General features: G+C 63.6%; 22 protein-coding genes. 10 read left to right on the top strand and 12 right to left on the bottom strand.

Annotated features, from left to right (window positions below; all coding sequences use genetic code 11):
* Positions 1 to 12: 12 nt before the first annotated feature.
* The 4 genes from DRB17_RS04000 to DRB17_RS04015 form a co-directional block, all read right to left on the bottom strand.
* On the bottom strand, positions 13 to 1,548 hold the full coding sequence (locus DRB17_RS04000; protein WP_114580899.1) for a sensor histidine kinase: 1,536 nt from the start codon (positions 1,546 to 1,548) through the stop codon (positions 13 to 15).
* The gene (locus DRB17_RS04005; RefSeq protein ID WP_241503738.1) at positions 1,529 to 2,290 is read right to left on the bottom strand and encodes a response regulator transcription factor; all 762 of its coding nucleotides are present in this window, start codon (positions 2,288 to 2,290) and stop codon (positions 1,529 to 1,531) included. The genes DRB17_RS04000 and DRB17_RS04005 overlap by 20 nt, the downstream gene beginning before the upstream one ends.
* Positions 2,283 to 2,858, bottom strand: coding sequence for a hypothetical protein (locus tag DRB17_RS04010; RefSeq protein ID WP_147274796.1), 576 nt, complete (start codon positions 2,856 to 2,858; stop codon positions 2,283 to 2,285). The genes DRB17_RS04005 and DRB17_RS04010 overlap by 8 nt, the downstream gene beginning before the upstream one ends.
* A 202-nt stretch (positions 2,859 to 3,060) precedes the next feature.
* Positions 3,061 to 4,452: a nicotinate phosphoribosyltransferase gene (locus tag DRB17_RS04015; RefSeq protein ID WP_241503739.1), complete on the bottom strand. Its 1,392-nt coding sequence runs from the start codon at positions 4,450 to 4,452 to the stop codon at positions 3,061 to 3,063.
* Positions 4,453 to 4,739: 287 nt separating this feature from the next.
* Between DRB17_RS04015 and DRB17_RS04020 the strand changes: the two genes are divergently transcribed.
* The gene (locus tag DRB17_RS04020) at positions 4,740 to 5,168 is read left to right on the top strand and encodes a Ros/MucR family transcriptional regulator (protein WP_114580902.1); all 429 of its coding nucleotides are present in this window, start codon (positions 4,740 to 4,742) and stop codon (positions 5,166 to 5,168) included.
* 506 nt (positions 5,169 to 5,674) lie between these two features.
* Positions 5,675 to 5,845, top strand: a complete 171-nt coding sequence (locus tag DRB17_RS20120) for a hypothetical protein (protein ID WP_153242353.1) — start codon at positions 5,675 to 5,677, stop codon at positions 5,843 to 5,845.
* 51 nt (positions 5,846 to 5,896) lie between these two features.
* On the opposite strand, the gene DRB17_RS04025 is transcribed toward DRB17_RS20120, so the two are convergent.
* The 3 genes from DRB17_RS04025 to DRB17_RS04035 are packed head-to-tail and all read right to left on the bottom strand — an operon-like array spanning position 5,897 to position 10,218.
* Positions 5,897 to 7,108 (bottom strand): efflux RND transporter periplasmic adaptor subunit, encoded by a 1,212-nt coding sequence (locus tag DRB17_RS04025; RefSeq protein ID WP_114580903.1) that lies wholly within the window; start codon positions 7,106 to 7,108, stop codon positions 5,897 to 5,899.
* Between the two features lie 7 nt (positions 7,109 to 7,115).
* Complete coding sequence (locus DRB17_RS04030) at positions 7,116 to 9,482, bottom strand: ABC transporter permease (RefSeq protein WP_114580904.1); 2,367 nt, start codon at positions 9,480 to 9,482, stop codon at positions 7,116 to 7,118.
* 7 nt (positions 9,483 to 9,489) lie between these two features.
* Positions 9,490 to 10,218, bottom strand: coding sequence for an ABC transporter ATP-binding protein (locus DRB17_RS04035; protein WP_193725724.1), 729 nt, complete (start codon positions 10,216 to 10,218; stop codon positions 9,490 to 9,492).
* A 543-nt stretch (positions 10,219 to 10,761) separates the two neighbouring features.
* Here DRB17_RS04035 and speD point away from each other — a divergent pair.
* From speD to DRB17_RS04055, 4 genes are all read left to right on the top strand, one after another.
* Positions 10,762 to 11,184 (top strand): adenosylmethionine decarboxylase, encoded by a 423-nt coding sequence (speD, locus tag DRB17_RS04040; protein WP_114580906.1) that lies wholly within the window; start codon positions 10,762 to 10,764, stop codon positions 11,182 to 11,184.
* Between the two features lie 61 nt (positions 11,185 to 11,245).
* Positions 11,246 to 12,364, top strand: a complete 1,119-nt coding sequence (locus tag DRB17_RS04045; RefSeq protein ID WP_161958689.1) for an NAD(P)-dependent oxidoreductase — start codon at positions 11,246 to 11,248, stop codon at positions 12,362 to 12,364.
* Between the two features lie 31 nt (positions 12,365 to 12,395).
* On the top strand, positions 12,396 to 13,223 hold the full coding sequence (locus tag DRB17_RS04050; RefSeq protein ID WP_114580908.1) for a class I SAM-dependent methyltransferase: 828 nt from the start codon (positions 12,396 to 12,398) through the stop codon (positions 13,221 to 13,223).
* 65 nt (positions 13,224 to 13,288) lie between these two features.
* Positions 13,289 to 14,620: an MFS transporter gene (locus DRB17_RS04055; RefSeq protein ID WP_114580909.1), complete on the top strand. Its 1,332-nt coding sequence runs from the start codon at positions 13,289 to 13,291 to the stop codon at positions 14,618 to 14,620.
* A gap of 11 nt (positions 14,621 to 14,631) precedes the next feature.
* On the opposite strand, the gene DRB17_RS04060 is transcribed toward DRB17_RS04055, so the two are convergent.
* Positions 14,632 to 15,186 (bottom strand): YdcF family protein, encoded by a 555-nt coding sequence (locus DRB17_RS04060; RefSeq protein ID WP_114580910.1) that lies wholly within the window; start codon positions 15,184 to 15,186, stop codon positions 14,632 to 14,634.
* A 23-nt stretch (positions 15,187 to 15,209) separates the two neighbouring features.
* Entirely contained in the window at positions 15,210 to 16,346 is a 1,137-nt protein-coding gene (locus DRB17_RS04065; RefSeq protein WP_114580911.1) for a site-2 protease family protein, read from the bottom strand.
* A gap of 173 nt (positions 16,347 to 16,519) precedes the next feature.
* Here DRB17_RS04065 and DRB17_RS04070 point away from each other — a divergent pair, with 173 nt between their 5' ends.
* Positions 16,520 to 17,023 (top strand): GNAT family N-acetyltransferase, encoded by a 504-nt coding sequence (locus tag DRB17_RS04070; RefSeq protein WP_161958690.1) that lies wholly within the window; start codon positions 16,520 to 16,522, stop codon positions 17,021 to 17,023.
* Between the two features lie 45 nt (positions 17,024 to 17,068).
* Here the strand turns inward: DRB17_RS04070 and DRB17_RS04075 are convergent, their stop codons facing one another.
* Both DRB17_RS04075 and DRB17_RS04080 read right to left on the bottom strand, forming a co-directional pair.
* The gene (locus DRB17_RS04075; RefSeq protein WP_161958691.1) at positions 17,069 to 17,968 is read right to left on the bottom strand and encodes a DMT family transporter; all 900 of its coding nucleotides are present in this window, start codon (positions 17,966 to 17,968) and stop codon (positions 17,069 to 17,071) included.
* On the bottom strand, positions 17,965 to 18,891 hold the full coding sequence (locus DRB17_RS04080; protein ID WP_161958692.1) for an L-histidine N(alpha)-methyltransferase: 927 nt from the start codon (positions 18,889 to 18,891) through the stop codon (positions 17,965 to 17,967). The genes DRB17_RS04075 and DRB17_RS04080 overlap by 4 nt, the downstream gene beginning before the upstream one ends.
* A gap of 412 nt (positions 18,892 to 19,303) precedes the next feature.
* On the opposite strand from DRB17_RS04080, the gene DRB17_RS04085 reads away from it, so the two are divergent.
* A complete protein-coding gene (locus tag DRB17_RS04085; RefSeq protein ID WP_114580915.1) occupies positions 19,304 to 20,239 on the top strand; it encodes a LysR substrate-binding domain-containing protein in 936 nt (311 codons plus the stop codon).
* A gap of 8 nt (positions 20,240 to 20,247) precedes the next feature.
* On the opposite strand, the gene DRB17_RS04090 is transcribed toward DRB17_RS04085, so the two are convergent.
* Positions 20,248 to 21,207 (bottom strand): LysR family transcriptional regulator, encoded by a 960-nt coding sequence (locus DRB17_RS04090; RefSeq protein ID WP_114580916.1) that lies wholly within the window; start codon positions 21,205 to 21,207, stop codon positions 20,248 to 20,250.
* A 184-nt stretch (positions 21,208 to 21,391) separates the two neighbouring features.
* Here DRB17_RS04090 and DRB17_RS04095 point away from each other — a divergent pair, with 184 nt between their 5' ends.
* Both DRB17_RS04095 and DRB17_RS04100 read left to right on the top strand, forming a co-directional pair.
* Positions 21,392 to 22,267: an ABC transporter permease gene (locus DRB17_RS04095; protein ID WP_114580917.1), complete on the top strand. Its 876-nt coding sequence runs from the start codon at positions 21,392 to 21,394 to the stop codon at positions 22,265 to 22,267.
* A gap of 10 nt (positions 22,268 to 22,277) precedes the next feature.
* Positions 22,278 to 23,069: an ABC transporter permease gene (locus DRB17_RS04100; RefSeq protein ID WP_114580918.1), complete on the top strand. Its 792-nt coding sequence runs from the start codon at positions 22,278 to 22,280 to the stop codon at positions 23,067 to 23,069.
* The last annotated feature ends 19 nt before the right edge of the window (positions 23,070 to 23,088 follow it).

Genomic DNA, 23,088 nt, shown 5'->3' on the forward strand with positions numbered 1-23,088 from the left:
AACCGCCGCACCCTAACGCGGCAACTGCACCACGATACGTAGCCCCTGCGGCGAGTTCGCCTCGGCATGGACGCTGCCGCCCAGGGCCTCGATGTTGCGGCGAACCAGCCAGAGGCCGATGCCGAAATGCTGGGTGCCCGCCGGCTCCGTATCCTCGCCGTTACCCTGCTGGGCCGAGGCCCGTGTCGAGATGTAGCGCTCGAAGATCTGCTGGCGCCGGTCCTCCGGCACGCCGGGTCCCTGATCCGCCACCGAAAGCACCGCATCGCGGCCGTCGTTGCGAAGCGACACCTCGATCGACCTGCCACGCGGCGAAAAGTCGATGGCGTTGTCCAGCAGGTTTTCCAGCACCGTCTCCAGCATATCCTCGGACGCCGTCACGGCGACCCGCTGGTTCAGGCGGCGCTCTATGTTCAGACCCCGCGCCTGCATCGTTTCGGCATAACCGTCGAGCGTACGCGAAACGAAGTCGCTGAGATCGACGCGTCCGCGCGGCGCCTCCATCAACTCCGCCGTCGCCTCGTCCATGCGCCGCATCGCCGCCACCAGGGCATCCAGACGCAAGAGCGAGCGGTCGATCAGCTCAAGCGCCCGCCGGGCGCGCGGATGTTCCTGGCCCACAATCTTCTTCAGCGGCTCGACCGACTGCGCGATGGTTGCGATCGGTGTCTTGAAGGCATGCGCGTTGTCCTCCGCGGCATGCCGGATGGCGTGGGCGGCATTGCGCAGCGTTTCTACCATGCGGTCGAACTCTCCGGCGACGCCATCCAGCTCCGGCACCCGGTTGGTGCGCACGAAGGTGGGACCGCTGGGTCCGATGCCGTGCACGCGGATGGTTCGCGCGGCTGCGGCGAAGCGCCGCAGGCTGCGCCAGACGCCGAAGAACATCGCCAGCACCAGCAGCGCCATCACGACATAGATAAGCGCCGCCAGCCGCACTTCCGGCGTCTGCCAGTACGGCTTGCCAAGCGCCGCGCCCAGCGCATCGTCCGTGCCGTGCGAGGTGATGACCGCCCAGCAGCCAGCCAAGGTCTGCACCGGCGAGACGGAGGTCAGCACCTCTTCCTTGCCGGCCGGGTTTACGTAGCGCACGGCCAGCGGCCGGTTGCCCTCGCAGGTGTCGCGCAGCTTCTCGAACACGCCGGTCTCGACAAGCTCCGCCCGCTCCTGCTGCAGATAGTCGCCTGACACCGGCGGGGCGGAAGCAATGTAGTAGAAGCCATTCGGATCGCCGCCGTCGGACGGACGCAGCAGCAGCTTGATGTTCACGCTGTCGACGCGGCCCAGCCGCTCCAGCGACTCGCCGATCCCGCGCAGGGCCTCGCCGTCGTAGCCGCTAAGCTGCGGGCGCAAGGCCTCGCCGATGACCTTGCCCTGATTCTCAAGGCTTTGCAGCAGAAGCTGCCTGCGGTCCGCGTCCGCATCACGGAACTGGTCGTAAAGCAGTACCGGCACGGCAAAGAACACCACGATCACCACCGCCACCTTGGCGGCGATGGAATGCGTGAATGCCGAGAACCAGCCGCGTTTAGGCTGCTGTGCTGTCATCCCGCCAACGGTATCCGAAGCCCGGATAGTTTTCGATCGCCTCGAACTGCGAATCGAGGACGCGGAACTTCTGCCGGATCCGCTTGATCAGCGTCCGGACGTTGCCGCGGAAGCCCTCTTCGCCCGAGCCCGCGATGAACCCGGCTCCGTGTACCTGATCGTAAAGTTCGCGATAGCGGACATCGCGGCCCGCACGCGTGGCCAGCAGATCGACGATCCGGAACTCGTTGAGGGTGAGCGGCACCTCCTCGCCGCGCCAGTAGGCGCGCGAGGTCTCCCGGTCGATCTCCAGCCGTCCGACGCGAACCAGGCCCTCCGCCGGCTCGGCCGCCGTCTCCCCCGCAGCGGCCGCCTGGTCGTGGCCGTTACGGCGAACGGAAAGCTCGATCCGGCGCTTGAGGATGGCGAGGCTGCGGGACTTTTCGACGAAGTCCACCGCGCCGTGGTTCAGCGCCGCTTCCTCATAGATCTGATCGCCAAGCACTGTCAGGAATATCACCGGCACGTCGATGCCGTGCTCGCGAATCGCGCGCAGCACCTGAATTCCGCTGATCCCGGGCATGCGCCAGTCCAGCACGACGAGATCCGCGGATCCACCGCCACAGAGGTAGTCGACGGCCGGCTGACCCGCCGCGAAGTCGACGACCTCGTAGCCGTCGTCGCGCAGATTCTCGATCAAGGATTCGCGAAACAGCGCGTCATCATCGACGACCATCAGCCGCGAAGCCTCTGCGTTACTCACCGATTGCTTCCTCCTGCTTCTGCCGTGGCGCGGCATCCTTGCCGCCGGGCAACTGCTCCTCGACCGTTTCCAGCCGCCGCGATTCCTCGCCGCGCCTGCCCAGCAGGGTAAAGCAGAAGGCTTCGGCGCCTTCCGCCTTGTGGCCGGGAGCAAGATCGAACGTCAGCGTGCGCTGCTGCTGACTCTCCAAGTCGTAATAGAAGAACAACTCCAGCCTGCATGATCCTACAATATACGTCCAAACGACGGCGGGAGGCTCTTCGCTACGTAGGTCCGGCGGCCCCAGAAGCAATTCCGCCTCGCTTGGCGTCATGCCGGTCAGCTTCTCCGGCGTAACATCGGAATAGGACGGCCGCGGCGCCGGCAGCGGCGGCAGGGGACGCGGCTTCGGCGGCTCCTCCCGCTCGCGCCCCGCCTCGGCCTCGGGACGCGCGGGCTCCACCACCGGCTCCTCCGGCACCGACCCCTCCGCCGGCGCCTGAGCCGTCGGCGGTTCGCCGCGTGGAACCGGCAGGGCGTCGCAGCCGACAAGCAGCACCGCCAGCATGACCACGGCGGCGACCCTCACCCTATCGCTCCAATCATGACGTTCATCGCGTCCGCGCGTCCAAGCCTACTCAGCCACCGTGACTATGACGACGTTTTTCCCGCCGGTCCAATTTCGACGCCAAGCTCCCAAGCAGCGGCCGCGCGCGCCCGGACGCCGCAAGGGCCCGATGGCACCGCGAATTTTCCGGCATCGCCGCGTATCGGCGGACACGTGGCACACCTCATTTCGCAGGCACTTCGCCCCTGTGGCCGCGCCGGTCGATTTCCCGCGCCACCTCATCCGCCGTTCGCTGCAGCAGGTCGGAGACGGCGACCGGATAAGCCTCGGCCGGCTCCAGCGCGCGCAGTCGCGGGGGCAGCGCGGCAAGCTGTGCGGCGGCACGCTCGCGCGCGGCGGCCAGTGTCGGCACCTCGCCAAGCGGACGGCCATCCTCCATGACCTTCTCCACAAGCGGCGTTCCCGGCTGATCGTCGTCCTCCAGCGAAATCACGTCGCCGGCGATCGACCCGTCTGAACCGTAAGTTCGCCAGACCTGCTTGCGGCCCGGCCATGTCGCCTTTCCGGATGAAAGCTTCCGCGTCATTCGCCCGTCGTATTCCTGCAGCTTATAAGCACAATCGAGTGCCGGCGCATCCTCGGATGTGGTCAGCGCCGTGCCGATCCCGTAGCCGTCGATCGGCGCGCCCGCATCCGTGAAGTCGCGCAGCTTCCACTCGTCCAGGCCGCCGCTGGCCAGCACGGACACGTGCGGCAGGCCGCCCTTGTCCAGTATCTCCCGCACTTCGCGCGCAAGCTGCGGCAAGTCGCCGCTGTCTATGCGCACCCCCTTCACCGTGATGCCCTCACGTTCCAGCACGGGCGCGATATCGACCACCGTGCGGGCGGCGCGGCGCACATCGTAGGTGTCGATGAGCAGCACGACCTCTTGCGGACGCGAACGCGCGAAATCCAGAAAGGCCCGGCTCTCGTCCTCATGTGCCTCGACGAAGGAGTGCGCCATCGTGCCCATTATCGGGATGTCCCACAATGGCGCGGCCGGCACCGTCGCCGTCCCGGCGAACCCCGCCATGTAGGCCGCGTGCGCCGCCAGTAGCCCCGCCTCCGAGCCGTGCGCGCGGCGCAGCCCGAAATCCACCAGCCGCTTGTCGGGCGCGGCCAATACCATGCGCGCGGCCTTACTGGCGACAAGAACGCTGGTGTGCAGCAGGTTGATCAGCCGCGTTTCCAGCAATTGGGCCATGGGCAGCGGGGCGGTTACGCGCAGGACCGGCTCGTTCGGGAAGACCGCCGTACCCTCCGGAATTGCATGAACGTCCCCAGCGAATCGGAAATCCGCCAGGTAGTCGACGAACGATTCGCTGAAACGCCCGGACGTTCGCAGCCATTCCAGTTCCGCGGGTTCGAAGCGGGCTTCCTGGAGGAAGCGCATAACCTGCGCCAGCCCGGCTGACAACAGGAAGTTCCGCTGCGCCGGCAGTTTCCGGACGAAGAACTCGAAGACCGCCGTCCCGGTCATGCCGGAATCGAGATAGGCCTGCATCATGTTGAGTTGATACAGGTCGGTCAGCAGCAGTCCCGTGGGAATGGCCGGTATGCGCTCAGAGGTGCTCACGACGCGTCTCCCTGCCTTCGTCCCTCGTGCAGCCACCCGGGACCACTAACACCTAGTCACCCCGTGGCGCTGTGGAAAGGACTGTATGCGCTTGGCACACGATGGTATCCGAGACTGTCTTCCCACGGTATCCCCTCGAATTCGGCGAAGGGATACGGCGATCTGCTTTGAGAAAAACACCCTTGCAGCCGATCAAAAAAAATTTATACCCGATACCTTTAACGGACTAGACATGCCGATTACATTGCGCGAATGTTCGAACATGCTTGAGGAGAGGTGAAGCGGCAATGGCCGAAGAAATGGATACGCAGACGATTACCGAGATGACGACTCGGATCGTGTCTGCATACCTTGCAAACAACAAAGTCGAGCCGGATCAGGTTCCTCAGGTCATTCAAGCCGTCGCGGGCGACCTCAAGGCGCTGCGGAACGGCGAGGCCAGCGAGTCGGCCGAAAGCGTGCAGCCCGCGGTCAACCCGCGCAAGTCGATCGGTCGCGACCATCTGACCTGTCTCGTTTGCGGGCGCAAGCAGAAGGCCCTGAAGCGCCATCTGGGCAAGGCGCACGACCTGACCCCGGACCAGTACCGCGAGATGTTCGGGCTGCGCCCCGACTATCCGATGGTGGCGCCGAACACCTCGCGCCGCCGCTCCGAGATTGCACATTCCATCGGCCTTGGTCGCCGCGACGATTCGGAAAGCTCCCAGGCCGCGTAACCGCCGCGAACACCCGGTTACCGAGCAAGCGCCGGCCCCATCGGGCCGGCGTTTCATTTTCGTCCGATTCCCGGGCTAGCTGAAAAATTTTTCACCGGTTTGCAACAGGCAGGGCTTGAAGAGGCGGGGGGCGGTCATCTATGTCATTGGGGCATCCGGATGCCAGAAGTGGCCCGGCCGCTCGTTGTAAGTCCTATCGGCCCGTCGCCATGTGAGGCCTTCTCTGGTTGGCGGGTACGGCTCTCGATGCCGGGCCACTCAGGCACCCCTCTAATCTCCCGGTTTTCACGAAGCTGTTGCCGTCTTCACTTCTTCCGATAGGCATCCAAGGCCGCGATCGATGGCACTTTTGCCCTATTGCTACCCAAAATCCCCTTGGAAGTGGCGCCAATTCATAGTTGTTTTTCAGCAATTTGCGTGTAATCGTAAACGTAATCTTAAAACTGCGGCGGCAAACTCTCCCTCACTGGCGGGAACGTGCTTTGATGATTTGGGGGATTTCACCGATGACGATAGCAGACATCGCGGCCTACCCGCTGAAACGCCGCAGCCGCGCCACCCAATGGCTCACCGAGGCCGTGAAATGGGTGAAGGCCGAGCTGCACGCCGCCCAGGTGCAAAGCCAGGACGAGCAGTTCCTGGCCACGGCCAAGGGTATCCACTACCGCAGGCTGTAACGGGCCCGCCGTCATGTGGCGGCACTGACGCCCGCATCCCCGGCCGCGCCATCAACCGCGCGGCCGGATGCGCGTCCCCTCGCTTATGCGGTCGCTGGGAAAGAGGATAACCCGCTCCCCCGCCTCAAGCCCGTCCGGCACCTCCACGACCTCGCTGTTGGTCTGGCCGATCTCGATATTCCGCAGACGCGCCCGGCCGTCGCGCGAGACGAACACGGCCCAGTGCCCGTCGGCCGAGCGGAACAGCGCCCCCAACGGCAACCGCAGGACATCCTCGCCGCGCCACACCGTGATGCGCGGCTCCACCCGGAATCCGTGGCGCAGACCGGCGTCCCGCGCCGCCGCCGCGTCCACGTCGACGATGACGTTGACCCGCTGCTCCTCGATGCCGAGCGCCGAGACCTCGGTAAAGCCAAAGGGCTCGACTCTGCGGACCGTGCCCTTCAGCGGTTGCTCGCCGCCCCAGCCGACGACATCGACCGCCGCGCCCGGCCGCACTTTCACCGCGTCGGTGGAGAGCAGATCGACGACGACCTCCAGCTCCGACGCGTCGCCAATGGTCAGAAGTTCGGCGCCCTCGACAACCGGACCGGCACTTTTGCGAAGGACCTGGAGCACCTCGCCCGACACCGGGGCGGTCACCGTGATGCAGCAGCTGCTTCCCGGCGAATGGGCACGCGGGCTTGGCTGCGTCAGTTGCGCCCGCGCCTCGTCCAGCTCCTCCCGGCGCAACCGCAGGGCGGCCTCGGCTGCGGCGACATCGGCGCGCGCGCTGCGCATGCGGCTTTCGGCCTGATCCAGGCGGCTCTCCGAGATGTTCCCGCGCTCGGCAAGGCGGCGGGCGCGCTGAAGCTCCTGGCTGGCGTAGTCGCGCTCCGCCTCGGCGCGGCGCAGCTCCGCCTGCGCCAGGTCCACAGCCGCGCGGGCTGCCTCCAGGCGGGCGGCGGCGGCGGCTTCGCTGCGCGGGTCGAGAAACGGCGATTCCATGGGTCGGATGCGGGCGACCACTGTCTCGCCCGCCGTCACCCGGTCGCCGGCCTCCAGGTCGATCCGGTCGAGTTCCCCGGCCACGGGAGCGGCCACACTGTAAAGCTCGCGCACGCGGGTGCGGCCCTCGTCCTGCACGGTGACGCGCATCGCCCCGCGCTCCACGACGGCGACCTCGACCTCTTCCGCGCGCGGCCACAGCGCCAGGGCCAGCAGCGCCGCGACGCCAAGCGCCAGCAGCGTCCAGACGATCCATCGGCGGCCCAGAATACCCACGTCCGCCCTACTCCCGCGACTTCAGCACAGCGATCAGGTCCAGGTGGTCGATCCGCCGCCGCACCAGCCATCCCGAAGCGATCGCGGCCAGGAGGACGGTCAGCATCGACCACGCATAGGTGTCCGCCTCGATCACCAGGGGCATGCGAAACAGCTCCGTGTCGTAGGCCCGCACCATTGCCCAGGCCAGACCGTGGCCCAGAATGCAGCCCAGCGGCAATGCGGCGAGGGTCAGCACCGCCAGCTCGCCGAGCAGGATATAGGACACCTCGCCGCGCGTGAAACCGAGCACCCGCAGGCTGGCCAGCTCGCGCGTCCGCTCCGCCAGGGCGACATGCGCGCTGTTGTACACGACGCCGATGGCAATCACCCCGGCAAAGCCGACAAAGAAGAGGATCATCAGCATCAGGTTGCGGTCCAGCGTCCGCCGCAGGCCCCCAAGAACCTCGCTGCGCCGCGTCACCCCGGCCACGCGCGGGCGTTCCAGCAAGGCGTCGTAAACTTCCTCCAGCCGGCGCGCGTCGACTTGCAGGTCCGCGCCGGACAGGTTCGCCCCCTCGCCCATCAGCCGGTTGAGCCGGTCGAGATCCATGTACGCGGCAAGCCCGACGTACTGCTGCGCGACCACGGTCACAGGAATTCGCCGCACCGGCCGGCGGCCTTCCAGAACCGCCACCGTCACCGAGTCGCCGCGGCCGGCCCCAAGGATCCGCGCCAGCTTGTCGGACAGCGCGATGCCCACCCCCGGCGGCGGCAGCGGCCGGCCGTCGGAGGTGACCACACGATGCAGCGCGCCATCCTGCGACAGACCCTGAACGGAAACCCGCCGCTCCACCGGGCCGAATCGCAGCTTGGCGGGCACGGTGCGCACCGGCTGCACGCGCAGTACGCCCGGCAGGGCCCGCAGCTCGTGCATGGCGGCGGGTTCCGTTGCGTCGGTGAAGGTGACGAAAAGGTCCTGGCGCTGTGCCAGCGTCAGCTCGATGTCGATCAGGCGCTGGATCGATTCGCGCATGAACAGCGAGCCCACAAGCAGTGCCACCGCCGTCGCAAGACCCAGCGTCGTCAGTCCCGCCCGCAGCGGCCGGCGCACCAGGTTGCGCAGGACCATGCGCGTCGCCGGATCGGCAAGGGCGTTGATGCGTAGCCGGTCCAGCAGCCCGCGATGGTAGCGCGGCGGCTCCGGCGGGCGCATCGCCACGGCCGGCGGCAGCTTGACGGCCCGGCGGACGCTGAACGCCGTGCCCAGCAGGCCCGCGAGGAGACTGACGGCGGCCGCCCCGACGAGCACATCGGCTGTCAGTTCGTAGCGCAGGATCGGGAAATGGAAATATTCCGTATAGAGTTCGGCAAGTTCCTTGCCCAGCCACGCGCCGACGACCTCGCCCAACGCGACCCCGGCCAGCGTCAGCGCGATCACCAGCTTGACGTAGTGCCAGCCGACGGCGATGTCCGTGTAGCCGAAAGCCTTCAACAAGCCGATCTGCTGGCGCTCCCGGTCGATGGTGCGGGCGACAACCATGTTCAAAAGGAATGCCGCGACTGCGAGGAAGATCGGCGGTGCCACGCTGCCCGTCGCCACCAGCCCGTCCAGCTCGTTGCGGATGAAGGCGTGCGAGGAATGGTCCTTGCGCGCGTAGGCCCCGGTGCCGCCGTAGCGCGCCAGGAGGTCGTCCAGCCGCGCTATCATGCTTTCGACGCGCGCGCCGCGCGCCGTTCGAAGCGCTACGTCGTTGAACGCGCCTTCCAGGTCGAAGGCTGCGGCTGCGGCCTTGCGGCCCATCCAGACGACGCCGAAACTGCCGGCATCCGGCACAAGCTGGCCGGGCGCCAGGGCGTAGATGTACTCGGGTGATAGCGCAAGACCCACGATACGAAGGCGCCGTCGTTTGCCGTCGACGATGGCCGTCAGGCCGTCGCCGGGACGCAGGCCCACCGCCCGCGCGAACGGCTGGTCGACCAGAACCTCGTCCGGATTGTCGGCGGACGGCCAGCGGCCAGAGGCGAGGTAGAGGCGATTCAGATCCGGCTGTCCGGAGACTGGGACAGAGGTGACCCGCCCGGCAATCGGCGCCGGCCGTCCCGGCACCGTAAGCGTTGCCGGACCGCTTACCCGTGTCTGCACGACAGCGACACCGGGAATCGCCGCGATGTCGCGCGCCAGACGGTCCGGCGCGCGCACCAGCGGGGCAAAGACATCGGCGAAGCGGTACTCCGCGTAGTAGGCCTCCAGCGTTCCTTCCAGTGCCCGCAGCGTGCCCAGCGCCATGACGAAAAGCGCCACACCGGCGGCGATCACCAGCGCGATCGCCAGCGCCTGCCCCCGGATCGCGCGGATGTCGCGCAGCAACTTTCGATCCAGGACGCTTGGCATTCCGCGCCTACCAGGAAAGCTCGCGCGGACGCCGCCGCGTCGCGTTGCGGGTCACCTCCTGGACGCGGCCGTCGGCAAATCGGATCACCATGTCCGCCATCTCGGCCAGGACCGCGTTGTGGGTGATCAGCATCGCCGTGGTACCGAGTTCGCGGGTCACCGTGTCCAGCGCTTCCAGGACCACCACGCCGGTTGCGCTGTCGAGCGCCCCGGTCGGCTCGTCGCAAAGCAGGACGTCCGGCTGCTTCGCGATGGCGCGAGCAATGGCGACGCGCTGTTGCTCGCCGCCGGAAAGCTGGGCGGGGAAGTGATCCATCCGCGCGCCAAGGCCGACGAGTTCAAGGGCCGCGTCACTGGCCATGGGACGGCTCGCGATCTCGGTCACCAGATCGACATTCTCGCGCGCCGTCAGGCTGGGCATCAGGTTATAGAACTGGAAGACGAAGCCCACCATCTCCCGCCGGTAACGAGTGAGGTCCGCCTCCGCCATCGCGGTGATCTCGCGCTGCCTGAAGAATGCCCGGCCGCTCGTCGCGGTATCAAGCCCCCCCAGGATATTCAAAAGCGTCGACTTGCCCGAGCCCGACGGCCCCAGAAGCACAGCCATCGTCCCCTCGGCCACGTTCAGATCGACGCCGCGCAGCGCATGCACCTCGGTTTCGCCGGTGCGGTACACCTTGGTGAGGTCGCGCGTACGGAAGATCATCGGGAATTCAGGGGTACCTTCGACCGGCATGGGCATCGCATCCAGCTCGCCTCCTCTGACCGGAATTATGGCGAGCCCTGCCAATCTTGCGAAATGCGCCAACGCAAAGCGCTCTCGGACACGCTTGCGTGCCGGATAACATGGCGAACGTGGTGGACTGCTCTTTAATCATACGCCCGGTGCGGTTCGATTATCCTTCATCAGCTTCATCATCTGAGAACTTCAATGGTTTGGCGCGCCGTCCGATCAAATACGAGCACGTGGCGACGGCATACCATTCTTCCCAAAAACACTTGTTCTACCTTGGTGCACGCTAAGGAAAACACAAGAATTAAAAACTTATTTCTAGTTTATTTGACAATATTTTTTATTAATTAAAAATATCGTCAGGCAACAATTTTCCGGAGCGGAGGGCATTACACATCATCGGATGTCGTATTTCATCGACGATCTGCCGTTGATTGATAAGACTGTAAGGGATATGCAACCATAAAGAGATTGTGTTCATTAAGGCTATCTAATCGTTGAGTTGCGCCGAGCTTGAAGAGGGCTTGAAGAGGGAAGGGCCGTGCCATGACCGCCAAGACTGCTGTCACTCCGCCCGCCGCGCCTGTCACCCACGCGGGCGTGCATCTCATTATCGAGATGTGGCAGGCGACGCGAATCGATGAAGTGTCGCATGTCCGGGAGACCCTGAAAGCCGCGGCCGAGGCCACGGGCGCCACGCTGCTTGGAACGGAAGTCCACGATTTCGGCGATGGTTGCGGGGTGACCGGCGTCGCAATCCTGGCGGAATCGCACATTTCGGTGCATTCGTGGCCGGAATACGGCTACGCCGCGTTCGACGTGTTTACCTGCGGCCACGCCGATCCCTATCGCGCCCTTCCCGTGCTGAGCCAGGCCTTCGGGACAACGGACCTGCACGTCGTCGAACACAAGCGCGGCACCCGCCTCAATGCCGCCGTCCACCTGCGCAGCGAGCCCGCCTGCGCGTGAGGCTCGCGATCAGCGCATCCGCCGGAAGCACATCGATTTCTCGAGAGTGAGGACGACTGTCATGAACAAGAGCAAACGCGTTTCGATCCTGAAGGAGACACGCGGGGGCGAAAAGCGCGTCATCATCCAGCCGGACCATCTGGGTCCCTTCCGCGAGCGTGGCTTCGAGATCCTTGTGGAGCACAATGCCGGCGCGGCTTCGGGCTGTCCGGATTCCGCCTACGAAGCGGCCGGGGCGCGGGTCGTTTCCACCGAGGAAGCCTGGAATGACAGCGATTTCGTGCTGAAATACAAGGCACCCGGCCCAGCGGAGCACCGTTTCTTCAGGCCCGGCATGCACCTGGGCTCGTTCATGCACGCGGAAGGCAACCCGGCCCTGACCGAAGCGATGCGCGCCAGCGGGATGACCGCCTACGCGCTTGAGTTCTACGAGTCCGCCTCGGGCATCACGCCGCTGTGCACGTCGGACAACGAGATCGCCGGAAAGATGGCGGTGGTCTACGCCGCGTACTTCCTGCAAAGCCACCTTGGCGGAAACGGCGTCTTCCTGCCGCGCGTCCCGGGCGCCAAGCCCGCGCGCGTCCTTGTGCTGGGTTACGGCAATACCGGCGGCGGCGCGGCGCGCCTCGCCGCGGAGATGGGCTGCAATGTCACTGTCCTGGGCACCCGCCCCGAAGGCCTGCGCCGATTCGAGGCGACGGTGCCGCGCGGCGTGCGCTGCCTCGTCAATACGCCGGAGACGCTGCGCGCCGAGTTGGCAGAGGCAGATCTGGTGGTCGGCGCCATCCTGATTTCGACCTTCGATACCCCGGCGATGATCGGCGAGGACATGCTGGCGACCATGAAGCCCGGCGCCATGATCGTCGACGTCACCTGCGGCTACGGGCCCGGTTACCTGCCGTCCTTCGACCGGCAGACCGTGCATGAGGATCCCGTCTATATCCGCCAGGGCATCCTGCACTGCAAGATCGATGCGATGCCGGCGTCGTTCCCGGCCACGGCGGCCGAGGCGACAAGCAGCAACGTCGCGGGCTATCTGGCCGACCTCGGCGAGCGGATATACGAGGGCGCTCCCGCCACGGCGCCGGGCATCAAGGACGGCATGATCGTCAGCGACCATAAGGTCGTCCATCCCGAGGTCATCCGCAACCTGGACATGCAGCAGGCCGGCGCGGCCTGAGCCATCCGCACGGCGGAACGGAGGGAATCGCATGGCAGCGTCCGACGCCATCGGATATCGGGAACGGGCGGCTTTCTATGCCGTGGAGTACCGCGAGGACGGCGACCGGCCGTTCATCGAGGGACTGTTGGACGAGGACGCTCGAAACGTCCTGGAGGTGCCCTGCGGTGCCGGACGCAACGCCCTGTGGTTGGCGGAGACGGGGCGGTGCGTGACCGCCTGCGACATCGAGCCGGCAATGCTGGAGGCCCTGGCCGCCCGGTATCCGGGCGGCCGGCCGCCGGCCAACCTGACGCTCGCCCAGGCGGACATGCGGGCGTTCCAGTTCGACAAGCGTTTCGACCTGATCCTGATCCCGCGCGAGGCGATCCAGCTCCTGCCCGCGGCCGAGGATGTCGCCGCCACGCTGGACTGCTGCCGGCGGCACCTGGCGCCCGGCGGCCGGCTTGTCGTCGATTTGGCGGCATTCAAGGCACCGGCATCCGGCTCGTCGGACCAGGACGACATGCTGCAGCCGTCGTACTACCGCCCCGGCCAGCCCGATGGCGTCGAGTGCTTCGAATGGGAGCGCGAGTTGGCGGACGGCCGACGTATGAAGCGCTGGCGGCGCCAGTGGGACAAGGCCGACAGCGTCGATTTCGCCCTTCGGTATCAGGTATGCGGTGACGCCTCCGGGGGCGGCGCGAGCGAGTGGGTTGCCGAAATGACCCTCCGCAAATACTCCATGTCGCAATTTCGTAAGCTTGCGGCGGGCGCACATCTCAATATCGTCCACGCCTACGGGAGTTACGACAATCGCGTGTATCGCGATGGTGACGTGCGCATGATCCTGTGTCTCCAGCCGGACGGTCAGGCCTGAAGCACGGGAAGCAGCGCCTTCATGCAGACCGCGCCATTGCCGGCGCGCGGTACGGGACGACGGGAATGGCGAACGTGGATCGCGGGAGTGGGAAAGCCGGCGCCGCCGCCGTGGTGGGCCTTACGATCTTCTTCACGGCGTTCATCGCCGTCACCTACGGCTTCGGCATCTATCTGTTCCCCGTCATCATGTCGGACATGCGCGCCGACCTCGGGTTCACCTATGGGGACGCCGGCGTCATCACGGCGTCGGCCCAGGCGGGTTTCCTCCTGGCGGCCTTCATCAGCGCGGCCGTCTGCGCCCGTGTCGGCGGGGGGCGCGTGGTCATCGCATCGGTGATGATCTGCGCGGCCAGCCTTCTGGGCCTTTACGTCGCCGAAAACATCTGGGTAATCGGCGTCCTGCTGACCATTACCGGCGGCATGGCCGCCTCCGCGTACACGCCGATGGTCCAGGTCTGCCAGAAGTTTGTCGGCGTCCGCCATCGCGGCAAGGTGCTTGGCCTGATCTCCAGCGGCACCAGCTATGGCGTCTTCGTGAACGGGCTATTGGCCCCCTACATGATCCAGAACGCCCACTGGCGCGAAATCTGGCTGACCGTAGGCATCGGAACCGCCGGCATGGTGGTGCTCGCCACCGTTTATCTAGCGATGATCGGCGTGCTCCGTCGGCCGGCGCGGCCGGCCTCGATCGGGCTTGGCGTGCCAAGGACGCCGGTCGCGCTGTGGTGGCGGATGCGCTCGCTGTTCAAGCGCAAGATCCTCATCCTGTGGCTGATGATGTTCCTCAGCGGCGTGGCCTGCATCTCGTTCCAGACCTATTTCTCCGCCTACCTGCGCGACGAATTGGGCTATTCCGTCACGCTGGCCGGGAACCTGTGGACGGTGATCGGCTTTGTCGGCATGGGCGGAGGATTCGCCATGGGCGCGCTGGCGGACCTGATCACGATCCGGGCCACCATGGCGGTGACCTATGCGCTGCTGGGCCTGTCGAGCCTGCTGGTACTGATCCACCCGGACGTCATGACGCTCTACGGCGCCGCCGTGGCCTTCGGTCTGGCCTTCTATGCGATCTTCGGCCTGAACCCGGCGTACATCAGCCGCGTGACAACGGAATCGCAATCGACACTTGTCTTCGGAATCGGCAACATCTTCCTGGGCCTTGGCTCGGTCGTCGGCAACCTGGCCGGCGGGCGACTGAAAGTGGCGACGGAAACCTTCGAGTGGACGTATATCCTGGTCACCGGGGTCGCGCTGCTCCTGTTCCTCCTGACGCTGCCATTGCCCGACGAGCGCCGCGCCGCGCCGCCAGCGGAGGACGAGGCCTCACCCGATGCCGCTGACGCCTGCGCCGAGGCGGCAGAGTGCCCGCAAGTCGATCCCGTTCCCGCGCAGTAAGCCGCCGGCCATCAACGTTGCGCACGCAGCCATCCGCGCAGCGCGTAGTAGGTGGTGGCCGCGGTTTCCCGAAGCCAGAGCAGGGGGTTGCCGCCGCCATCCGGCAGGGGGGCGGGGTCCGCCTCGATCCCCTGCGCGCGGAAAACGAGCCGCGCGCGGGGCATGTGAAAGCCGTCGGTGACAAGCAGAACACGGCGCCAGCCGTGGCGGCGGAGTATCCGCTTCGTATACACGGCGTTCTCCAGCGTCGAACAGGCCTCCGGTTCCAGGACGATGGAGTCGTCGGCCACGCGCGCCTCCCCGGCGATCCGCGCCATCGCGGCCGCCTCGCTCTCGCCGTGCTCGTTACAGGCGCCGCCTGTCAGGATGATACGAGGCGCCCGTCCGTCGGCGTACAGCCGCACGCCATGGCGGACACGCCGGTCCAGCGCGGCGGATGGGCTGCCGTCGCGCCGCAGCGCCGCGCCCAGGACGACGATGGCATCATAAGCAGGCGCGGCTTGCGCTTGTCCGTCGGCCTCATCGGCCTTCCAATCGTTCGCCCGGCTGCCGCCGCCCTTCGGCATGGTTTGCTCCGTTCAGCCGCCGCTCAGGCAGGCGCCTCCAGTTCCTGACGCAGTTGCAGGTATTGCAGGAGGTCGCGCAACGCCAGGACGCCGTGCAGGCGCTCGCCATCGGCCACCATCAGCCAGCCGGTTTCGCTCTGCTGCAGACGCTCCAGGGCCTTCTCGGCGCCAGCATCTGGGGCGATGACATTATCGTCACCGGCGGCGACCATGACGTCCCCGACGCGGGTCCGTTCCCACACGTCCGCATCGACCTGCTTGATCTGGTTGGTACCGACATAGCCCAGCAGCCGGCCCTCGCGCACGACCGGGAAGCGGTGGTGGTGTTGAGGGTAGACGACCTCGTCCACCAAGCGGCGCAGCGTCATGTCCGGGTCCGCCACCACAGGATCTTCCGTCATCACCTCGCGCACCGACATCCCGTGCAGGGCGAAGCGATTGAGAAGCTGCTGGTAGGTCGCACCGGCGTTGCCTTGCACGAAGAGACCGATCAGGAACCACCACATGCCGCCGACGAAGTTGCCCAGCAGGATCGCCTGGGCGATGCCGGCGGCCATCAGCAGCATGCCAAGCCCCTGGCCCAGACGGCTGGCCACCTTCGTCGCGCTGCGCAGGTCCTTGCCCCAGTACCACAGCGCCGCGCGCAGCGCCCGCCCGCCATCCATCGGAAAAGCCGGCAGCAGGTTGAATACCGCGAGCGCCAGATTGACGATGGCCAGATAGCGCGGCACGCCCACCCAGTGCTCGGGCGTTCCCACCCCCGCCACCAGAAGTGCCAGCACATAGAAACCAGCGGCGAGGACGAGGCTGGCGATGGGCCCGGCGATGGCCATCAGGAACTCGCTGACGGCGGTGCGCGGCTCTTCCCGCATCTCGGCGGCGCCGCCGAACAGGAACAGCGTAATGCCCTGAATCTCAAGCCCGTAGGCCCGCGCGACCACCGAATGCGACAGCTCATGGAACAGCAAGGAGGCAAACAGCCCGATCGTGCCGACGAGCGCCAGGGTCCAGTAGAGGCCCTGCGGCAAACCCTCATAGAACGACGGGAAGAAGCCGCTTGCCAGCGACCACAGGATGAGCAGCGCCAGGAACACCCAGCTTATATCGGCCCGGATCTCGAAGCCGAGTATTCGCCCGAGCACCATGCGTCGTCCGAACATCGCAGTCTCCCGCTTGGCGGACCACATTAACCCTGTTGGGCGCCCGCCCGCTCACATGACTCATGTGGAAACGCTGCCGCCGGAATGCAGGCTCCACGGATTCCGGCAACACCAGACGGCAAAAGCGAAATGCCGGCTGGACGCGCGCATGCGTTCGCTTGTATGCACCGACCATGAACGATGTCATCGACACTCCGGTCACCGTCCGCCGGGCCGAACCCGCCGATGCCGCCACCCTGGCCGCCATGCTGGCCGAGCTTGCCACATCCGAGGGCAAGACGGTGCCGCCAGCAAGCGAGGCGCAGCTTGCCGAATGGCTGGGCGGCGACGATCCGCCGTTCCACGCGCTGATCGCCGGGCGCGGCGGGGCCGACCTGGGCTATCTGGTTTTCTACCGCACCTTTTCGCTGTTCAAGGCGACGCCTGTGCTGCTCGTCGAGAACATCTATGTCCGCCATACCGCCCGTGGCCTTGGCGTCGGGCGCAAGCTGCTGACGGCGGCCGCCGGCGAGGCGGCGGCTCGCGGCTGGCGGCGCCTGGAACTCAACGTGCGCGCGGAAAACGACTCCGCCGCCGGCTTCTACCGCCGCCTCGGCTTCACCAAGCCGGGCGAGGAAGTCCGCCGCCTGGAGGACGAGGCGTTGGAGGCACTGGCTGAAGCCGGCGGCGACGCCTGAGCGGCCCCGAATCACTGTTTGGTTACAAACGCTTTTTTTGTCGCCCTAGTGATGGCGCATGCTTGTTTTGCATACAGACTGGAACGTCATTAGAGCCGCTCCCGCCAGCACGACCAGGGCACCTATATACCCCAACATGGTCAGCATTTCCCCGAGATAAAAAAATGAAAATACGGCACTCCAAACCGGCTCCAGGATATATATGAATGAAACCATAACAGGTGCCGTCCAGCGTATCATGTACAAGGAAATAACTGTCGGGATAACGAGTGTGCCGAAGCCAATGTATGAAATAGTCATAATATAATTTGAGGACATTGAATTATAATCGGCACCACCATAATATATTGATAAAATAATTCCGAAAAAACCTAGATAAAAACATTGTATTATAGCGATGTTTTTTGCCGACTCTCGGTCCAGCGCTAGCCATCTACATGTAAAAATATAGGACGTATAACAAATCGTTGAAAGTAAGGCGATGATATCGCCCCACCAATGACCTCCAACTTTTGAAGATTCCCATATCATCAAAATCACCCCAATGATCGAAAGTACACCTGCAATCATTTGTGGTTGTGTTGCGCCGCGCCGCAGGACGGCGCAGGAAATAACTAGCGCGATCACGCCCGTTAACGCCGGAAAGACGCCGGTATTGGTCGCAGTGGTCAGGTTAAGGGCCATGGCACTCGCAATATATGCGGCAGCGAGTGGCACTACGCCTATCGCGGCGGTGATGAACGTTGCCACTCGGATATTGCGTGACCCCGGCAGAAGGACTGCACTGGCAATTAGAAATGTCGCCATGGACGTCCCGATCATACCAATCGGATGAGCGGAATCGAGCGCCCCTTTCGTAACGGGGTAGAACGACCCCCATAACACCGGATTAATCGCAAAAACGAGATTCGCCCCCAAAGGCGAAGGCCTCGACACTCCGCTCATGCCCCGCGACCCGCCGCGCCCACGCGCCGGAACAGAAACACGCCATATGCCGGGTCTTGCGAGCACCATTGCCCGGCGATTTCAAAGCCGCGCCTCCGAAATAATTCTTCGAGCCCACCCTTTGGGAACTTCCGCATGATTTCGGTCCGAATCGTCTCCCCGCGACGAATATCGACTGAAAAATCAAGCTCTCGCAGTTTGATGCACTGCCCCTCCAGTGCCAACACGTGACTTTCCATCCGTTGGCAACTCGCATTATAGAATGACTGATGGTCAAACTCATCGACTCGTATATTTCCATCGAATCGCCAATTAAGATGAGAAAGCGTGTTCAAATTCGTAAGAGCAGCCACGCAATTGCCGTCATTGTACGCCGCTTCTAATTGAGATTTTTCCTTTTCCAAATCGACCCCAACAAGGAACACATCGCGACTTCCCATTTTTTGGGACATCGCGCTCAGGAGCAAAGAAATTTCTTCGTCGGTCATGTTACCGATCGTGCTCCCTAAAAACAGAAACAGACGCGTATCTGATGTATCGGGTAACGATGATATCCCTTGGAGAAATGTCCCAATTTTTCCACGAATTTGCCAATTCGGAAACATTTCAAGGATCTCATTCCCGGCGTTTTTTATCATCATATGATTTATGTCATTTGGTATATAGATGCCTTCGCCAAATGCATTTTGATGTGACTGAATCAATATTTTAGTCTTTAAAGAACTTCCACTCCCAAGTTCGACAATCTGATCCGCGGATGACAGTTGTACGATTTCGTCGGCATGGTTTCGGAGAATCTGCTCCTCTGTGCGGGTCAGATAATATTCGGGCTGCTTGCACTGCAACTCAAAAAGTATTGAGCCCGCATTATCGTAATAATATTTACTAGGAATTGATTTCAGTTCGCCGCCCAGCCCTTCCACCACATCTCTTCCATCGAAAAAGGTCGATTCGTCATCGCCAACCTGTTAAATTTTTATATTATCATGAGGGTCTTTATGATCGTTTTGCGCGGATGTGATATCGTTAGACTGAGGATGTTGCGTTGGCATCATCTTTAATCCTCCAAAAACGAAATATCGGTGACGCTCAAAACACAACACAATTGCCATCATAGAGCCTAGTAAAAAAATCTTACACTTCCTGAAAATATTTTTTATCCCCGTATAAATTACCAGATAAAGAATTTTATATTATAGATGCACGACGACGAAACGTACTATTATATGCGCAGGGAACTCTTACGCCGCGCTAAAATCATATTTACCTTGTCGGCCAAGGCCGCTTCCTGGCATCATAATTTTTACTCGTAATTATCTTGGTTGGAACTGCGGTATGGTAAGAACATGGCCCATTAGCCTTCCCTCCCTACGAACCCTGCAAGCCTTCGAAGCTGCGGCACGTTGGCGAAGCTTCTCCGAAGCCGCCAAGGAACTGAATGTCACGCATGCCGCCATCAGCCATCATGTCAGGTCTATCGAGAGGCAGTACGACGTGACGCTTTTTTCGAGGGCAAATGGAGGGCTTGAGATCACGGACACAGGAATGCAATTGTACGGCGATATTTGTGAATCGTTCGAGAAAATTGCCCTTGCCGCGCATAAACTTGGCAACCCGGACATCCACAAACGTTTGACTTTCTGTGTTGATCCGGATTTTGCCGAGTTATGGCTGGCGCCTCGATTGGGTCGATTTGTGTTTCAGAATCCAAGTATTGAATTCGACATAGATACCGCGAGGAATTGTCCGGACATTGAGGAAAGCCGATATGATGGCGCTATATATTACGGCGCTCCCGAATATTCAGGACATAAAATTGATATCCTGCGAACGATTAGGGCATTTCCTGTCTGCCACTCGCGCCGGAGATATGAAAGCCCCGGAATTCGCGAGCCGGACGACTTGACGCATTCAACCCTGATTCACGAGAAGACCACGGACTGGTGGCGGCGCTGGCTTGAAGCGGCAGGTGCAACCCGTGTCGATTCGCAACGAGGCCATGTGCTCCCGACGACCACCTTGTGTTTCAATGCTGCTATCGCGACCGATGGCCTGGCAATCGGCGACGACTTGCTCGCCGCAAAATATCTGGCAGATGAAGTTCTGTGGCGCCCCTTCGACCTATCGCTCCCCTGCCCCGACTCATACTGCCTGATGCTGTCGAAACCTGCGTCCGGAAAACCGGAAGTGGCCGCCTTCAGAAGTTGGCTTATCAGAGAGGCGGCGGCCGAGCAACGCGAGTCGGGTTGTGCACTCCACATGCCCTTGTAGAGAGAACATCACGCCCCATACGTCCTGTCTTCCAGCGGCGTTTCCGCGATGCGGCGGCGCAGCGTGGCGAGGAATTCCTGCTCCGCGCGGTTGAGCTGTGTCGTCGGATTGGAAACGACGTAGATATCCACCGCCGGCGCATGGCTGTAAGGCGGCAGCCGCCACAGAAGGCCATCGCGCACGTCCCGCTCGACCACGTGGATCGGCAGCACGCCGATGCCCAGCCCCGCGGCGATCATCCGCCGCACCTCCTCCAAATGGGAGGAGGTTGCGACGATCCGGTCGTCGATCTCCGCCTGGGCGCGCAGCAGGGCCACGGGCCGCAGCGCGTCGGCCATCCGGTCGGTCTTGAACGAGACGAAGCACTCCTCCCGCAGATCCGACAGCTCCAGGTTCCGCTTCCGAAAAAGCCGGTGCGCGGGACCGCAGAAGAAGCCGAAATGCTCGCGAAACAGCAGCTCGTATTGCAACTTTGGATGCTGCTTGGCGACAAGGCAGATGCCGAAGCTGGCGGATTTTTGCAGCACCGCGTTCACCACCTCGGCGCTGGTGGACACCTCCACCGTGTAGCCGATCCTAGGATGCCGGGCGTGCAACTCGGCCAGCGCCTCGTCGTAAAGCGGGCAAACGACGTGGCTGGCCATCCAGATCGTGACGTGGCCCCGGATCTCCTCCTGCACGTCGCGCAACACGACGGAGAGACGCGAGACGTTGCCGTAGATCTCCACGCATTCCCGGTACAGCCGCTCGCCCGTCTCGGTGACGCGGAACACGCCGGGTCCGCGCTCGATCAGGCGGCGGCCAAGCTGTCCCTCCAGGCGCTTCAGGGCGTTGGACACGCTGGGCTGCTTGAGCAGCAGGCGGTCGGCGGCCCGCGTAATGCCGCCCTCCTGCACGATTACCATGAATGTGCGCAGCAGGTTCCAGTCCAATTCGCGCGGCAAGCGATCCAGGCTGGCGTCGGGCATGCGGCCTCATAGTTGTATGCTATGCGATGTATTCTGCTTATCTATTTGCGTAATGTCCACGTCATATCCTTAAACTTGTGAAGGTGATCGGCCCGGGAAAGAAGGCCGGCATCGCTGGCGACGCCGGGCGAGGCTGTGTGGCAAGCCGGGCGCACCGGAACGGGGAGCAACCGGGAGAGCGGTTATGGCGGCCGTCGCGGCCGAAGAGCGCGATCTGCGCCCTTGGATACTGCTGTCACCTGCGCTGACGACGATTACGCTGCTGCTGGCGATTCCGACGTGTTTCGTCGTGGTGTACTCGTTCTGGCTGCGCACGGCGGCGGGCGGCGAGCAGGTGGGCTTCTACCTCGACAACTGGATCGAGGTGCTGACCGACCAGTTCTACCGGGATATTCTTTTCCAGACCTTCCGCATCGCCGCGATCACGACCGTGCTGTGCGCGCTGATGGGCTATCTGCCGGCCTATTTCATCGCCTTCAGCAAAATGCGCAACAAGGCGTTCCTGCTGTTGCTGCTGATGCTGCCATTCTGGGTCAGCTACATCATCCGCACGATGTCGTGGATCAACATCCTGGGCGTGTCGGGTGCGGTGAACTACGTGCTGACGTCGCTCGGCATCGTCTCCGAGCCGATCCAGATGCTCTACAACGAGACCACGGTGGTGTTGGGTCTGATCCACTTCCTGCTGCCGTTCATGGTGTTGAACATCTACGTCAGCCTGGAGGGTATCGACCCGAACCTGGTCGACGCCGCGCGCAGCCTGGGCTCGACGCCGTTCCAGGCGTTCCGCGAGGTGACGCTGCCGCTGTCGCTGCCGGGCCTCGCCGCGGGCGGGCTGCTGTGCTTCGTGCTGGGCGGCGGCACCTACATCACGCCGCTGATACTGGGCGGACCGACGGACGCGATGTTCGCCAACCTGATCTACGAGGCGATCATCATTCAGCTCAACTGGCCGCTTGGATCGGCCCTGTCGATCGTACTTCTGGTCGTGCTGGGTGCGGTGGTGCTGCTGTACAATCGTTTCCTCGGCCTTGGTCAGATCCGTAAGGGCTTCGGGTGAGGGCGCGGCGATGCTAAGCGGTTGGTCCCTGATCCGCCTGGGTACGGTGCTGGTTTACCTCTTTATGTTCGCGCCGGTCGCGGTCGTGATCCTGCTGTCGTTCAATTCCAGCCAGTTCGGCGCCTTCCCGATGGAGGGGCTGAGCTTCCGCTGGTTCGTCGAGCTGGCAAACAACGACGCCATCGTGCGCGCCTTCAAGACCTCGATCCTGCTGGGCATCCTCACAAGCGTCATCTCCACCACGCTGGGCGTGATGGCCAGCCTGGCGATGGTGCGCTACGAGTTCCCCGGCAAGAACCTGCTGAACACCGCGCTGATCGCGCCGATCCTGATTCCGGAGGTGGTGCTGGCGGTCTCGCTGCTGCTGTTTTTGCAGTTCCTGTCGATGCCCAAGAACTTCCTGCTGTTGCTGCTGGGACACGTGATCTTCACCCTGCCCTTCGTGGTGCTGGTGGTGCAGGCACGCCTCGTCGGCATCAAGAAGGAGTACGAGGAGGCGGCGCTGTCGCTGGGCGCGGGACCGATCCAGACCTTCTTCGCCGTCACCCTGCCGCTGTTGATGCCGGCGGTGCTGGCGGGAATGTTGTTCGCGTTCACGATTTCGTTCGACGACATCACCGGCACGCTATTCTGGAAGCCGCCGGGCGTGGAGACCGTGCCCACCCAGATCTTCGCGATGCTGCGCATCTCGATCAGCCCGGAGATCAATGCGCTGGGCGCGGTGATGATCATCATCACGGTGGTGCTGCCGCTGTCCGGCGCCGCGCTGGCCCGCCGCCTGGCCCGGCGCAGCGCGGAGTGAACGACGACGAAGGCCAGGC

The sequence above is a fragment of the Ferruginivarius sediminum genome (genome assembly GCF_003344765.1).
GTDB classification, from domain to species: Bacteria; Pseudomonadota; Alphaproteobacteria; order Kiloniellales; family Rhodovibrionaceae; genus Ferruginivarius; species Ferruginivarius sediminum.

Bases quoted from the DNA above. Each gene is read 5' to 3' on its own strand.
- DRB17_RS04000 (WP_114580899.1), bottom strand. From the start codon at position 1,548: ATGACAGCACAGCAGCCTAAACGCGGCTGGTTCTCGGCATTCACGCAT.
- DRB17_RS04020 (WP_114580902.1), top strand. From the start codon at position 4,740: ATGGCCGAAGAAATGGATACGCAGACGATTACCGAGATGACGACTCGG.
- DRB17_RS20120 (WP_153242353.1), top strand. From the start codon at position 5,675: ATGACGATAGCAGACATCGCGGCCTACCCGCTGAAACGCCGCAGCCGC.
- DRB17_RS04030 (WP_114580904.1), bottom strand. From the start codon at position 9,482: ATGCCAAGCGTCCTGGATCGAAAGTTGCTGCGCGACATCCGCGCGATC.
- DRB17_RS04035 (WP_193725724.1), bottom strand. From the start codon at position 10,218: ATGCCGGTCGAAGGTACCCCTGAATTCCCGATGATCTTCCGTACGCGC.
- speD (WP_114580906.1), top strand. From the start codon at position 10,762: ATGACCGCCAAGACTGCTGTCACTCCGCCCGCCGCGCCTGTCACCCAC.
- DRB17_RS04045 (WP_161958689.1), top strand. From the start codon at position 11,246: ATGAACAAGAGCAAACGCGTTTCGATCCTGAAGGAGACACGCGGGGGC.
- DRB17_RS04050 (WP_114580908.1), top strand. From the start codon at position 12,396: ATGGCAGCGTCCGACGCCATCGGATATCGGGAACGGGCGGCTTTCTAT.
- DRB17_RS04055 (WP_114580909.1), top strand. From the start codon at position 13,289: ATGGCGAACGTGGATCGCGGGAGTGGGAAAGCCGGCGCCGCCGCCGTG.
- DRB17_RS04060 (WP_114580910.1), bottom strand. From the start codon at position 15,186: ATGCCGAAGGGCGGCGGCAGCCGGGCGAACGATTGGAAGGCCGATGAG.
- DRB17_RS04065 (WP_114580911.1), bottom strand. From the start codon at position 16,346: ATGTTCGGACGACGCATGGTGCTCGGGCGAATACTCGGCTTCGAGATC.
- DRB17_RS04070 (WP_161958690.1), top strand. From the start codon at position 16,520: ATGAACGATGTCATCGACACTCCGGTCACCGTCCGCCGGGCCGAACCC.
- DRB17_RS04075 (WP_161958691.1), bottom strand. From the start codon at position 17,968: ATGAGCGGAGTGTCGAGGCCTTCGCCTTTGGGGGCGAATCTCGTTTTT.
- DRB17_RS04085 (WP_114580915.1), top strand. From the start codon at position 19,304: ATGGTAAGAACATGGCCCATTAGCCTTCCCTCCCTACGAACCCTGCAA.
- DRB17_RS04090 (WP_114580916.1), bottom strand. From the start codon at position 21,207: ATGCCCGACGCCAGCCTGGATCGCTTGCCGCGCGAATTGGACTGGAAC.
- DRB17_RS04095 (WP_114580917.1), top strand. From the start codon at position 21,392: ATGGCGGCCGTCGCGGCCGAAGAGCGCGATCTGCGCCCTTGGATACTG.
- DRB17_RS04100 (WP_114580918.1), top strand. From the start codon at position 22,278: ATGCTAAGCGGTTGGTCCCTGATCCGCCTGGGTACGGTGCTGGTTTAC.